This window comes from Rudanella paleaurantiibacter (assembly GCF_009184635.1).
GTDB classification, from domain to species: Bacteria; Bacteroidota; Bacteroidia; order Cytophagales; family Spirosomataceae; genus Rudanella; species Rudanella paleaurantiibacter.
Map to the genome: position 1 here is coordinate 519808 of NZ_WELI01000005.1, position 12627 is coordinate 532434.

A 12627-nucleotide genomic window follows, 5' to 3' on the forward strand; every position below is an offset into this window, starting at 1 on the left:
GTTCGTTGGTCACTGTTCATTGTTCGTTGGTCACTGTTCGTTGTTCACCCATAACTGTTAACTTTGCCTCATGCCTGCGCCGAAACAAACGAATTTAGACGCTGCCCGGACGATTTTTACAGCCTATCTGGAGCGGAAGGGCCTGCGCAAAACGCCCGAACGGTTTGCCATACTCGAAGAGATTTACAACCGCGAAGACCACTTCGACGTCGATGAGTTGTACATCTCCATGAAAAATAAAAAGTACCAGGTTAGCCGCGCCACCGTGTACAACACCCTCGACGTGTTGGTGGATTGCGATCTGGTTACGAAGCATCAGTTTGGCCGGAATCTGGCCCAGTACGAGAAATCGTACGGCTACAAACAGCACGATCACCTGATCTGTACCGATTGCCACAAGGTCATGGAGTTTTGCGACCCACGGGTGCAGAACATCCAGAACATGGTTGGCGATATGCTGAAGTTCAACGTGATGCACCACTCGCTTATTTTTTACGGCTCCTGTACCCGCGAACACTGCGAAAACCGAACGCACCCGGCCCATGCCGAAGAGCCGGAAGGGCAACAGGGCACCCTCGAATACCCGGCCGATGTCCGCGACTGAGCCGACCTTTTGCCGGTCGGGTGGGATGACCCACCCGACCGGCATTTAAGTTTTTGTACTGTCCCGGTCCATACCGGCTTTTTATAACGTAATACGCTTAAACAAATAGTTTGCCGTTGGCTGTTTGCGGGGGTTGCGTCTGAGTTGTGGAGCAATCACTTACTTTCGGAAACGATGGGCTATAAACACTGAAGTTTTTAGTTTTATGGTTGATGTTTTATTAGGCCTCCAATGGGGCGATGAAGGAAAAGGTAAAATTGTGGACGTACTGGCACCACAATACGAAGTAGTAGCCCGGTTCCAGGGTGGTCCCAACGCGGGCCATACGCTGGAGTTCGACGGGATTAAACACGTTCTCCACCAGATTCCCTCGGGCATTTTCCGGCCCGACATTCAGAACATTATCGGCAACGGCGTGGTGCTCGACCCCATCGTGTTCCGGCGTGAAATTGACGGGTTGGGCAAGTTCAATCTGGACCTGAGCCGTAACCTGACCATCTCGAAAAAGGCGTCGATTATCATCCCAACGCACCGGCTTCTGGATGCAGCGTATGAGCAGGCCAAGGGTGAATCAAAAATTGGCTCTACCCTGCGCGGTATCGGGCCAGCCTATCAGGACAAAGTAGCCCGGCAGGGATTGCGGGTGGGCGATATTCTGTCGCCTAATTTCCACGACAAATACAACAAACTCGTTAGTCTGCACAAAGTCACGCTCGACCATTACGGGTTCGACTACGCATCGGTGCTTCCCGAGGCCGAAACCGACTTCTTCGCGGCTGTAGCCTTTATGAAGCAGTTCCGGTTGACTGATAGCGAGTACGCGATTAACGAAGCCCTCAGCAGCGGCAAAAAGATCCTGGCCGAAGGGGCACAGGGCTCGTTGCTCGATATCGACTTTGGTTCGTACCCGTTTGTTACCAGCTCAAACACCATGACCGCCGGTGCCTGCACCGGTCTGGGCATTGCCCCTCGGCAGATTGGCGAGGTGTTCGGTATTTTTAAAGCATACTGCACCCGCGTTGGTAGCGGCCCCTTCCCAACCGAACTGTTCGACGAAACCGGCGAACAGATGCGGGCCGAAGGCCGTGAGTTTGGCGCAACAACCGGACGCCCCCGGCGGTGCGGCTGGCTCGATTTGCCCGCCCTTAAATACGCCATCATGCTCAACGGGGTTACCCAGCTGATTATGATGAAAGTCGATGTGCTGAATATCTTCGACGAAATCAAGGTGTGTACCCACTATGAGCTTCCGAACGGCGGCCCCACAACCGATCAGCTTCCGTATGATCTGGTTGATGCCGATGTGACGCCCGTGTACAAAACCTTCAAAGGTTGGAAAACCTCGCTCGAACCATTCCATTCGTTTGACGATATCCCGGCTGAACTGACGCAATACATCGAATTCCTCGAAGAATCGCTGGGTATTCCGATCAGCTTTATCTCAACCGGCCCCGACCGCGAAGCCGTCATTCACCGGCGTTCGCTGGTTTCTGAATAGGCTCATAATCAGGGGGTAGAGGGGTGCCATAAGCACTTTATTTAACACCCTTTTAAATCACTGCTGATTGACATCGTATTCATGCGTTTCTATATTTGTTTTTCTCTTCCATTCACGCGCTATGAGCTTTGTTAAAAACGTAGGATTTGTGGACCAAATGGTTCGCGCTTTGCTGATTATTGATATTTTAGTAGCGTATCTGATGGGCTTTATCACCGGCCTGAGTGCGTTTATGCTCGCTGCACTGGCGCTGGTTCTGACGGTGACCTGTCTGATGGGCTATTGTCCGGTTTACCGGTTGCTTGGCCTCTCAACCCGGCACGAAGAGCAGAACACACGTCTGTAAGCGGTACACCAAAATCATACCCTCACCAACGGAGCAGGCAACCCCTGCTCCGTTTTTTCGTCTATGAAAACGTCGCAACGGATTATTTCGCTGGTACCCTCACTGACCGAGCTCCTGTTTGACTTAGGGCTCGATGAAGAGATTGTGGGGTTGACCAGATTCTGTATTCACCCGGCCGACAAGGTGAAGAATCGACCGATAGTAGGCGGCACCAAACAGGTCGATTTTGAGAAGATTGCGGCCCTCGCCCCCACGCTGATTCTGGCGAACAAGGAGGAAAACACCAAAGTGGATGTTGAGCAACTGGCCCAAACATACCCGGTTTTAGTGACCGATGTTGTGACCGTTGACGATGCCCTATCCATGATTCGAACGGTGGGCCAACACGTAGACCGCCCCGAAGAAGCCGACACGCTGGCTAACCAAATTGGGGCTTCGTTGGCATCACTCCCCCTCACCCCGACACCTCTGCGGGCTGCTTACCTGATCTGGCGAAAACCCTGGATGGTGGCAGGAAGCGAGACGTTTATCCATGCCATGCTGCCCCTGGCAGGCTTCAGCAATGTGTTTGCCGACCGCCCTCGGTATCCGGTAGTTACCCCCGACGATCTGCAACAGGCCGCACCCGAAGTAGTTCTGCTTTCGTCGGAGCCCTACCCATTCGGGCCGAAACACATTGACGAGCTTCGGGCCATTTGTCCGCAGGCCCGGATCGAACTGGTCGATGGGGAACTGTTTAGCTGGTACGGCAGCCGAATTGCCCATTCGGCCGATTATTTCCGAACGCTCTGCAAGCGGATGGCCTAATGGCGTAATCGGGAGTTGGGTTTATGGGCGGCCAGCGTTCTGGTTTCGGGCTGACCCATTCGTGCGCTAAACCCAAAGCCGTTCTACAACTGTAGCTTGCTTTTAATGTCGCGAATGCGGTCGTTAAAGACCAGCTCATCAAACGTAATGTTGGGCTCGCAGGTGGCCTCCAGGAGTTCCATCACAGCCGGATGATGCGGCACGCGCTTACCGGTACGCACGCTGATGTATTTCGACGTTACCCAGAGCACATTTTTCAGCTGCCGCCCGGCATCGTCGGTCATGTAGTATTCGGTTACGGTGGTATCTTCGGTAAAATGAATCACGCGGGATACAATCCGTACCCATTCGCTCACCAACGCCGGCCGGATGTAAGCAATCTGATGCTGATACACCACCCAGCTCGTCCCAAACTCCCGAAACAACTGACCGGGGTTGAAGTCGTACAGCTTGGCTACCTGATCTTCGCGGGCATTGAAATAGTAATCAAAGTATTTGGCGTTGTTGAGGTGCTGAAGCGGGTCGCAGTCCTGAAACCGAATAATCATGCGCGATTCGGTTTCGGTCGGGTAACTTTTATAGGGGTCGCGTTTGAACATGAACGAAGTTTTTCGCAAGATTAACCACTCTATACGTTGTTCAGCACATTTTAGGGCCGGATATTTGCGTTAGTACAATAAAACAAACAAAAAACCATAATTTTCGACGCATGAGTGTTTTAACCCGCATGGCTTTCCTTTTCATTTTTATCGGCCTGTTTTCGTCGTTCCGAACCCTTTCCGTAGCCGACAATCCCGACGCTGTAGTCGGCACCTGGCTCAACGGCACCAAGCGTGGGCATGTGCAAATCTATAAGCAGGGCAACAAGTACTACGGGAAACTGATCTGGCTGAAAGAGCCCAACGACCCGGCCACCAACAAACCGAAGCTCGACAGCAAAAACCCGGATGCCAAGATGCAGTCGCGACCACTGATGGGCCTGAACATCATGAACGATTTTCAGTTCGATGGCGGCAATGTGTGGGACGAAGGGAAGATTTATAACCCCGAAGATGGCAAAACGTACAGCTGCAAAATGACGCTCAAAGACGCCAACACGCTCGATGTACGGGGTTACGTGGGCATCTCGCTCATCGGTAAAACCCAAACCTGGACACGAATTAAATAAGCAGTGCTGCGTTTGGCTGAATGACACACTCAACTCTAATTATCGGTGCTGGTCCGGCCGGACTCGCTATGGCGGGTCAGCTGGCCCACCGGAACCCCACCCAACCGACGTTTACCGTTCTCGAAGCGAGCGAATATGTGGGGGTTGCCTGGCGTAACCATTACGACCGGCTTCACCTGCATACGGTAAAAGAACATTCGGCTCTGCCCCACCTACCCTACCCGAGTACGTACCCTACGTATGTTTCGCGGCTGGAGTTTGTCGAATATCTAGAACAATACGCCGAGCATTTTCGAATCCAGCCCCTGTTCAACCAACCGGTGCAGCGGATAAGCCGGTTAGCAAACGGACACTGGCAGGTGGCCACACCGACCGACACTTTTGAGGCCGAGCGCGTGGTGGTAGCCACCGGCTATAACCGAATACCCAACAAACCTGACCTACCCGGCCTGCGCGACTTCCGTGGCATTGTCTGGCACAGCCACGAATACCGCAACGGGGCCGCTTTTTCCGACGAAAACGTGCTCGTGATTGGCATGGGCAACACGGGGGCCGAGGTGGCCCTCGACCTGCTCGAACACGGCGCCCGACCCACCATATCGGTGCGAGGGCCCATCAGCATTGTCCGGCGCGATATGTTCGGAAAACCCACTCAGCCGTCGGCTATTTTTCTCAACAAATTCCCCAACTGGTTTTACGATTTTGTGGCGGGACTGTCGCAACGGCTCACCGTGGGCGATTTGTCGGCTTACGGGCTGGGCAAGCCTACGCACCCGCCCTCGTACCTGATTCGGGAAAAGGGCCGGATTCCGGTCATCGATCAGGGCACACTCGCCGAGATCAAAGCCGGACGCATTGCCGTGGCCCCGAGTATCGAGCGCATCAACGCCCGAACGGTCACGTTTAGTGACGGGTCGGAGCGGCCGTTTGATGCTATTGTGCTGGCTACCGGCTACCGGCCGGGGCTGCAACCGGTGTTGGGCGAGGCCCTCTGCGCCAACGTTCTGAACGAACGGGGCTACCCAAAATCGCTCTGGTTCGATGAACCCGAACTGAAGGGTTTGTATTTTTTGGGCTTCAAAACACCGCTGACGGGCATTCTCCGCAGTCTCAATATCGATTCGGGTCAGATTGCCGCGCACATTCAAAAGCAAATGAAGGCGTAGACCCGGCCATTTTCGGTTAGTTATGGGTATTAGACTGGGGTTTTTGGTTGATGGCGGGTGCGCCATTCTTCACAATCCCCGTACCTTTGCGGCATGATTTTTATCGACACGCACGCGCACATCTACGATAAACAGTTCGGGGCCGAACGCTACCCCGGCGGGCCCGAAGGTATGTTGCAAACCGCCCGTAGTCAGCAGGTAGAGCAAATCTGGATGCCCAACTGCGATTCGGAGACCATTCCGGGCATGATGGCTCTGGCGCAGGCCTTCCCCGAGCGGTGTCTGCCCATGATGGGCCTGCACCCCACCTACGTCAACGAGACGATGGACACCGAACTGGCCGAGATGGAAAAGCAGTTGAATAGCTATCCGTTCATGGCCGTGGGCGAAATTGGCCTCGACTTTTATTGGGACATGACCCATGTAGACCGGCAGTTCGAAGCCTTTCGGATTCAGTTGGGCTGGGCCTCGGCCCAAAACCGATTTGTGTCGATGCACACCCGCTCCGGGCACGACCGTAACGCCTTCGCCGAAGCCGCCGACCTGATTGAGTCGTTGGCTCTGCCTAACCTGACGGGTATTTTCCACTGCTTTGTGGGTACGCTCGACGAAGCTCGACGCGCCATTGACCTGGGCTTTCTGCTGGGTATTGGCGGAGTGGCAACGTTTAAAAATGGGGGACTCGATAAAGTCCTGCCCTACATTGGCCCCGAACACATTGTGCTCGAAACCGATAGCCCGTACCTGGCGCCGATTCCGTACCGGGGCAAGCGCAATGAACCCGCCTACATTCCGCTGGTAGCCGCCCGAGTTGCCGAGCTGATGAACCTGCCGCTCACCGAGATTGCGCGGCACACCACCGCCAACGCCAACCGGTTGCGGCAGCCAAGTCAGGCATCGATCAACGCTACTTCTGAGGCCACCTCTGACCGCTAACGGGTGTGCCGAATTCTGTTTTTAGTTCAATACACTTCATCCGTCATGATTCGAATTAACCCGGCCCTGCCGCACAAGCCCCGCGTGTCGGTGCTGGTCATTTATACCGGTGGCACCCTCGGTATGGTGTACGACCATCCGACTGGTCAACTGGTTCCGTTCAACTTTGAGCAGGTACTCGACCGTGTACCCGAAATTCACCGGCTCGATTTTGAAATCGACCTGATTACCCTGCCCACCATCATCGATTCGTCGAACATGACCCCGGCCATCTGGGCCGAACTGGCGGGATTAGTGCATACCCATTACAGCACCTACGATAGCTTCGTGATTCTGCACGGCACCGACACAATGGCCTACACGGCTTCGGCGCTCAGTTTTATGCTCTGCAATTTGCAGAAACCCGTGATTCTGACGGGGGCACAACTCCCGATTGGGGTGGCCCGCACCGACGCTCGTGAAAACTTTATAACGGCCCTCGAAATTGCGGCTGCCCTCGACACCGAGGGGCAACCGATGGTGCCTGAGGTGAGTGTCTATTTCAACTCGGTACTGCTGCGGGGCAACCGGGCTACCAAACAGGAGAGCGTTCATTTCAACGCGTTCCACTCTGAAAACTACCCGCATCTGGCTATGGCTGGGGTTCGGATTGAGTATAACCGACCGTTTATCCGCCGGCTTCAGCCCGACGTTGACCTCACCATCCAGACCGAGATGGACGCCAACGTGGCCATTCTGAAGCTATTCCCAGGCATTACCGAACCGGTCGTAAAGGCCATTCTGGAAATGCCCGGCCTGCGCGGGGTGGTACTCGAAACCTTCGGGGCGGGCAATGCCCCCACCGAACGCTGGTTTCTGGATGCCCTGAAAACAGCCAACGACCGGGGCATTGTTCTGTTCAACGTGTCGCAGTGCGAGGGCGGACGCGTAACGCAGGGGCAGTACCAAACGAGTACCCGCATGGGCGAAATCGGGGTAATCAGCGGAGCCGACATTACCACCGAGGCCGCCATTACCAAACTGATGTACCTGTTGGGGCAGGAAACCGACCCGGCCCGGCTGCGGCATCGGCTGGGCGAACCGCTTTGTGGCGAAATGAGTCTATGACAACCTCGCCCCGGCCCCACTCATTTTTCATTCGGCTACTCCGGTTTGTACTGGCGGTTACCATGACCGGCGTAGTACTGGTTACGGCAGTAGGCTGCTTTTTCGCCACCAACTGGTGGGGCACCCTCAGTATCGTGGTGACCGGACTAGGCATTAACATCGTGTTGGCTTTACTGCACAGCTGGCTCAAACACTACCCCCGCCCCTGGGCCGAATGGCGCGAATGGTAAGCCACACAGCGCGTCATCAATCCGTTTAGTTATCCCGAACAGCCCGTTACCCAACGGGCTTTTTTATTGCGGGTAACCGACTGAGTATTTGACCCGGACACCCGGCTTTATCGGGTACAAGTCGACCCGCAACGTTTTGCCCCAAGCCCCGGATTCCAATCATGGTTAAGCCCGCTTTTTACCCGCTGCTTCTGGCCACCGGCCTGCTGAGTATGGTCAGCTTCACGACGAACCTCAGCCCTGCCTACGACGACACCTCGCCCATACTCACGCCCGCGCAGGAAGAAGCTACGTTTCAGCTTGAACCCGGCCTGAGCATACAGCTGGTAGCCGCCGAACCGCTGGTACAAGCCCCGGTCGTGATTAACTTCGATGCCGATGGCCGACTTTGGGTCGTTGAAATGCGGGGGTATATGTCGACGATCGACGCGAGCAAGGAAAGCAAGCCAAGCGGGCGGGTATCGGTGCTGGAAGACACAAACAGCGACGGGCAGATGGACAAAGCGACGGTGTACCTCGATAGTCTCATCATGCCCCGGGCGATGGCGTTTGCGCCCGATGGCGTTCTGGTGGCCGAAAACGGGGCTTTGTGGCTTACCAAAGACCATAACGGCGACCTGAAAGCCGACACTAAAACCCTCATTGATAAAGACTATGCCGGGAGTGCCCTGCCCGAACATGCAGGCAACGGCCTTTGGCGCGGGCTTGACAACTGGTACTACAACGCTAAATCGCGGTTTCGGTACCGGCACACAAACGGCACCTGGCAACGCGATTCCACCGAGTTTCGGGGGCAATGGGGTTTGAGTCACGACAATCAGGGACGGCTGCACTACAACTACAACTGGTCGCAGCTACACGCCGACCTGGTGCCGCCTAATTACCTCAGCGCCAACCGGAACCATACGCCTACCACGGGTATCGACCACGGGCTGACGGTCGAGCGGCAGATTTACCCTATCCGGTCGAACCCAGCCGTGAACCGGGGCTACATTCCGGGAACACTCGACAAAAACAACCGTCTGCTCGAATTTACGGCGGCCTGTTCGCCCCTTGTGTACCGGGGCACCGCACTCCCCGCCGAGTTTTCCAATAATGTGTTTGTCTGCGAACCGGCGGGTAACCTGGTCAAACGCAACGTTGTCACGGCTAATGGCCCGGTGCTGGCAGCCCGCGACTCTCACCCCGGCCGCGAATTTCTGGCATCCACCGACGAACGGTTCCGGCCGGTACACATGGCAACCGGCCCCGATGGGTCGCTGTACGTAGCCGATATGTACCGGGGCATTATTCAACACGCGGCCTACATGACGCCTTACCTCAAGGAACAAACGCTGGCCCGTAACCTGACGCAGCCCATTGACCGGGGGCGTATCTGGCGAATTGTTCCGAAAAACTGGCAGGCCGCCCCCACCCAGAAACTAAGCCGGGCCACTACCGATGAACTGATTCAGGCATTGAACAGCCCCGACGGCTGGCACCGCGATATGGCGCAGCACCTGCTGGTGGCCCGCAACAACGCCGACGCTCGCTCCGCCCTAAACGCACTGGCGCAGAAAGGAACCAACCCATTCGGACGGGCGCAGGCCCTCTGGACACTCGACGGACTGAAACAAAACCGGCCCGATGTGTTGCTCAGTCTGCTGACCGATGCGCATCCGTTTGTGCAGACTACCGCCCTCCGGTTGCTGGAGCCGTTTGCGCAAACCGATGCCACCGTGCGGGCTAAACTCGCTGACGAGTTGCTAAAAAGCGTCAACACGGCCCCGGCCGACGTTTGTTTGCAAATGGCCCTGTCGGCGCGGGTTCTCGACCGCCCGGCGGCCCATGCCTTGCTGGAGGCCATAGTCAGCCGCCCGCTTCTGCGAGAGCCGCTGATGCGGGATGCCGTGCTGAGTAGCCTTTCTAACAGCGAATGGGCCTTTTTGAACCGACTTTGGAAAGCCCCCCGTTGGCAAACCACCGACCCCGCCCGCGAGATTTTTGTAGAAATGCTGGGGACTTCGGTAGTTAGAAAGGGTGCTGCCGAAGAGCTTTCAGCCCTGCTAACCCTGCTCGACAATCCGGCCAAACCCTTCGGGTGGCGCGAAAAAGCCTTGCTTTCGGGCCTGACCGTAGGTAGCTCGGCCACTAAAACTACCGCTGTCCGGCTGGCCAAAGCCCCGCGTTTGCTCAATCGGCCGAATCACCCGCTTACGGCCGCACAAACAGGAGCCCTCACAAACCTGTACGATTGGCCCGGCAAAACACAACGTCTACCAGGAACCGCTTCGGCCGGACAAAAAGCGAACGCCCTGTCGGCCGATGACCAGAAACTCTTTGCCACCGGTCGGCAGATGTACCTGAGCACCTGTTCGGGTTGCCACGGCACCAACGGGGCAGGTATGGCCCGCTTTGCCCCGCCCCTCATCAACTCCGACTGGGTACTGGGCGACGGTAAGCGCCTGGCGCTCATCTTGCTGCACGGCATGGAAGGCCCGGTGAATGTAGCGGGAAAGGTGTATAACGCCCCCGATATTCTGCCGGTTATGCCCGCCCACTCAACCCTCGACGACAACGCCATTGCGGCCATTCTGACCTACATCCGCAACGAATGGGGCCACAACGCCGGTCCTGTAAGTCGGCGGTTGGTGGGCATGACCCGCGTGACCTCGCAGGGGCGCGTGGTACCCTGGACCGTTAAAGACCTAAACGAGTATATGCTTCAAAACGGGGCAGAGTCGGGCAAATAGCCCATTTTCCTAAACCCTTTCCGGCCATGAACAGACGTGCGTTTTTACAACAGGCTTCGGCCGGTGCCGTAGTATTATCCCTGCCCGAACTACCCTCATTGGCCCGTCAGGAGCGAATGGGTATAGTGGTACACTCCTACGCGCACCGCTGGAACGCCAAAACCCCCAGTACCCGTTACCCGGCCCTCACGAGCGCCCTCGACTTGCTCGACCACTGCCAGCAAGTAGGCGGAGGTGGTATTCAGGTGGTGGTGAATAACTGGGCCGACGATTTTGCCCGCAACGTACGCGACTGGCGCGAAAAACTTGGGCTTTACCTCGAAGGCTCAGTAGCAACGCCCAAAACCCCAGCCGATGTGGCCGCTTTTGAGCGCAACGTGATAGCCGCCAAAGAAGCCGGTGCCCGTATTCTCCGAACGGTTTGTTCGAGCGGACGCCGGTACGAGATTCTGCGGTCGGCCGAGGGGTTTGATGAAATGCGTAAAAATGCGCTCGCTTCGCTTCAGCTGGCCGAGCCCATTTTACGCAAACATGGCGTAAAACTGGCCGTTGAAAACCATAAAGACTGGCGCGCGCCTGAGTTGGCCGCCATGATGAAGAGCCTCAGCAGCGAATGGCTTGGCGTAACTATCGACTTTGGTAACAACCTTGCCTTGCTCGAAGATTCGACCGAGGTGGTACAGACCCTGGCCCCCTACGTGTTGTCGACCCATGTGAAAGACATGGCGCTCGAACCGTATGCCGACGGGTTTCTGTTGTCGGAAGTGCCTCTTGGCAAAGGGATTCTGGACTTGCCAACCCTGTTTGCTCTCTGCCGAAAACATAACCCGGCCGTGACTTTCAACCTCGAAATGATTACCCGCGACCCGCTCGAAATTCCGTGCCTGAAACCGGAGTACTGGGCTACATTTGCGCAGGTGCCCGGCTCCGACCTGGCCCGAACGCTGCGGCAGGTCAACGGCCCCAAAACAGCGGAAAAACTGCCCCGCATTTCGCCCCTTAGCCCGGAGGAACGGCTGGCTGCCGAACAGGAGAATATTGTGGCCTGCATACAGTACAGCCAGAAAACACTCGGGCTCCGCTGAGCCAATTAAGCAATTTCCGGTTTACCGACAGGCCACGTTCACAGCGGCTGATTGTCGGCAAACCGTTTCAATCACTTTCTTACCAAAACCTGAATGACCAACGAACGATTACCCGGTATTTCCCAATTTGATCTGAGCGGCCGTGCGGCCATAATCACGGGCGGCTCCAAAGGGCTGGGGCTGGCGATGGCGGCCGGACTGGCCTCGGCTGGCGCTAACCTTTTACTCGTAAACCGCAATGCCGACGAGGGCATCCAAGCCGCCGAAGCCCTCAGCCGCGAATACGGCGTACAGGCCAAGGCGTTTGCCGCCGACGTGACCGATCAGACACAGACCGAAGCGATGGCCCAAGCCGCTATGGATGCTTTTGGCCGAATCGACATTCTAATCAACAGTGCCGGTATCAATATTCGGGGGGCCATCGACGAGCTATCATCGGCCGAATTCCAACAGGTGATGAGCATCAACGTGCACGGCACCTGGCTATGTTGCCGGGCCGTCACGCCGTTTATGAAGGCGGCCGGCAAGGGCAAAATTATCAACCTGGCCAGCACCCTCGGACTGGTGGGGCTGGCCAACCGAACGCCCTACACGTCGAGCAAAGGGGCTGTGGTGCAAATGACCCGAGCTCTGGGTCTGGAGCTGGCTCCGTTCAACATCAACGTCAATGCGATCTGCCCCGGCCCGTTTCTGACGGCCATGAACATACCCATTGCCGATACTGAAGAAGGTAAAAAGTTTGTGGTGGGCGCCACGGCCCTCGGCCGCTGGGGCGAACTGCGCGAAATTCAGGGAGCTGCTATTTTTCTGGCGAGCGATGCGGGCAGCTACATGGTTGGCTCTATGCTCACCGTAGACGGCGGCTGGACAGCCCGGTAAACGAAGAATGAGCGAAAGAGTGAATGTCTGACGCGTAATCTCACTCCCCGACAGCCCACTCTTTCACCC

General features: G+C 56.4%; 13 protein-coding genes. 12 read left to right on the plus strand and 1 reads right to left on the minus strand.

Features of this window, described 5'->3' with window-relative positions:
* The first annotated feature begins 70 nt into the window (after positions 1–70).
* The 4 genes from F5984_RS14295 to F5984_RS14310 all read left to right on the plus strand — a co-directional run bounded on the left by F5984_RS14295 (position 71) and on the right by F5984_RS14310 (position 3255).
* Positions 71–604, plus strand: a complete 534-nt coding sequence (locus tag F5984_RS14295) for a Fur family transcriptional regulator (RefSeq protein WP_019990834.1) — start codon at positions 71–73, stop codon at positions 602–604.
* A 205-nt stretch (positions 605–809) separates the two neighbouring features.
* Positions 810–2102 (plus strand): adenylosuccinate synthase, encoded by a 1293-nt coding sequence (locus tag F5984_RS14300; RefSeq protein ID WP_152124918.1) that lies wholly within the window; start codon positions 810–812, stop codon positions 2100–2102.
* Between the two features lie 121 nt (positions 2103–2223).
* Positions 2224–2448: a YgaP family membrane protein gene (locus F5984_RS14305; RefSeq protein WP_152124919.1), complete on the plus strand. Its 225-nt coding sequence runs from the start codon at positions 2224–2226 to the stop codon at positions 2446–2448.
* Positions 2449–2511: 63 nt separating this feature from the next.
* On the plus strand, positions 2512–3255 hold the full coding sequence (locus F5984_RS14310) for a helical backbone metal receptor (protein ID WP_152124920.1): 744 nt from the start codon (positions 2512–2514) through the stop codon (positions 3253–3255).
* Between the two features lie 83 nt (positions 3256–3338).
* Here F5984_RS14310 and F5984_RS14315 read toward each other — a convergent pair whose 3' ends face one another.
* On the minus strand, positions 3339–3854 hold the full coding sequence (locus F5984_RS14315; RefSeq protein ID WP_152124921.1) for an acyl-CoA thioesterase: 516 nt from the start codon (positions 3852–3854) through the stop codon (positions 3339–3341).
* Positions 3855–3982: 128 nt separating this feature from the next.
* Between F5984_RS14315 and F5984_RS14320 the strand changes: the two genes are divergently transcribed.
* From F5984_RS14320 to F5984_RS14355, 8 genes are all read left to right on the plus strand, one after another.
* Positions 3983–4423: a DUF2147 domain-containing protein gene (locus tag F5984_RS14320; protein WP_246169008.1), complete on the plus strand. Its 441-nt coding sequence runs from the start codon at positions 3983–3985 to the stop codon at positions 4421–4423.
* A 20-nt stretch (positions 4424–4443) separates the two neighbouring features.
* Positions 4444–5589, plus strand: coding sequence for a flavin-containing monooxygenase (locus F5984_RS14325; RefSeq protein ID WP_152124923.1), 1146 nt, complete (start codon positions 4444–4446; stop codon positions 5587–5589).
* A gap of 93 nt (positions 5590–5682) precedes the next feature.
* Entirely contained in the window at positions 5683–6525 is an 843-nt protein-coding gene (locus F5984_RS14330; protein WP_152124924.1) for a TatD family hydrolase, read from the plus strand.
* Between the two features lie 45 nt (positions 6526–6570).
* On the plus strand, positions 6571–7632 hold the full coding sequence (locus F5984_RS14335; protein ID WP_152124925.1) for an asparaginase: 1062 nt from the start codon (positions 6571–6573) through the stop codon (positions 7630–7632).
* On the plus strand, positions 7629–7862 hold the full coding sequence (locus tag F5984_RS14340) for a hypothetical protein (RefSeq protein WP_152124926.1): 234 nt from the start codon (positions 7629–7631) through the stop codon (positions 7860–7862). The genes F5984_RS14335 and F5984_RS14340 overlap by 4 nt, the downstream gene beginning before the upstream one ends.
* A 161-nt stretch (positions 7863–8023) precedes the next feature.
* A complete protein-coding gene (locus tag F5984_RS14345; RefSeq protein ID WP_152124927.1) occupies positions 8024–10594 on the plus strand; it encodes a DUF7133 domain-containing protein in 2571 nt (856 codons plus the stop codon).
* 26 nt (positions 10595–10620) lie between these two features.
* A complete protein-coding gene (locus F5984_RS14350) occupies positions 10621–11679 on the plus strand; it encodes a sugar phosphate isomerase/epimerase family protein (protein WP_152124928.1) in 1059 nt (352 codons plus the stop codon).
* A 93-nt stretch (positions 11680–11772) separates the two neighbouring features.
* On the plus strand, positions 11773–12558 hold the full coding sequence (locus F5984_RS14355) for an SDR family NAD(P)-dependent oxidoreductase (protein ID WP_152124929.1): 786 nt from the start codon (positions 11773–11775) through the stop codon (positions 12556–12558).
* Positions 12559–12627 lie beyond the last annotated feature (69 nt).

Excerpts from the sequence above, each read along its gene's own strand:
- F5984_RS14355 (WP_152124929.1), top strand. The coding sequence starts at position 11,773 with ATGACCAACGAACGATTACCCGGTATTTCCCAATTTGATCTGAGCGGC.
- F5984_RS14330 (WP_152124924.1), top strand. The coding sequence starts at position 5,683 with ATGATTTTTATCGACACGCACGCGCACATCTACGATAAACAGTTCGGG.
- F5984_RS14315 (WP_152124921.1), bottom strand. The coding sequence starts at position 3,854 with ATGTTCAAACGCGACCCCTATAAAAGTTACCCGACCGAAACCGAATCG.
- F5984_RS14300 (WP_152124918.1), top strand. The coding sequence starts at position 810 with ATGGTTGATGTTTTATTAGGCCTCCAATGGGGCGATGAAGGAAAAGGT.
- F5984_RS14320 (WP_246169008.1), top strand. The coding sequence starts at position 3,983 with ATGGCTTTCCTTTTCATTTTTATCGGCCTGTTTTCGTCGTTCCGAACC.
- F5984_RS14345 (WP_152124927.1), top strand. The coding sequence starts at position 8,024 with ATGGTTAAGCCCGCTTTTTACCCGCTGCTTCTGGCCACCGGCCTGCTG.
- F5984_RS14340 (WP_152124926.1), top strand. The coding sequence starts at position 7,629 with ATGACAACCTCGCCCCGGCCCCACTCATTTTTCATTCGGCTACTCCGG.
- F5984_RS14310 (WP_152124920.1), top strand. The coding sequence starts at position 2,512 with ATGAAAACGTCGCAACGGATTATTTCGCTGGTACCCTCACTGACCGAG.
- F5984_RS14325 (WP_152124923.1), top strand. The coding sequence starts at position 4,444 with ATGACACACTCAACTCTAATTATCGGTGCTGGTCCGGCCGGACTCGCT.
- F5984_RS14305 (WP_152124919.1), top strand. The coding sequence starts at position 2,224 with ATGAGCTTTGTTAAAAACGTAGGATTTGTGGACCAAATGGTTCGCGCT.
- F5984_RS14295 (WP_019990834.1), top strand. The coding sequence starts at position 71 with ATGCCTGCGCCGAAACAAACGAATTTAGACGCTGCCCGGACGATTTTT.
- F5984_RS14350 (WP_152124928.1), top strand. The coding sequence starts at position 10,621 with ATGAACAGACGTGCGTTTTTACAACAGGCTTCGGCCGGTGCCGTAGTA.
- F5984_RS14335 (WP_152124925.1), top strand. The coding sequence starts at position 6,571 with ATGATTCGAATTAACCCGGCCCTGCCGCACAAGCCCCGCGTGTCGGTG.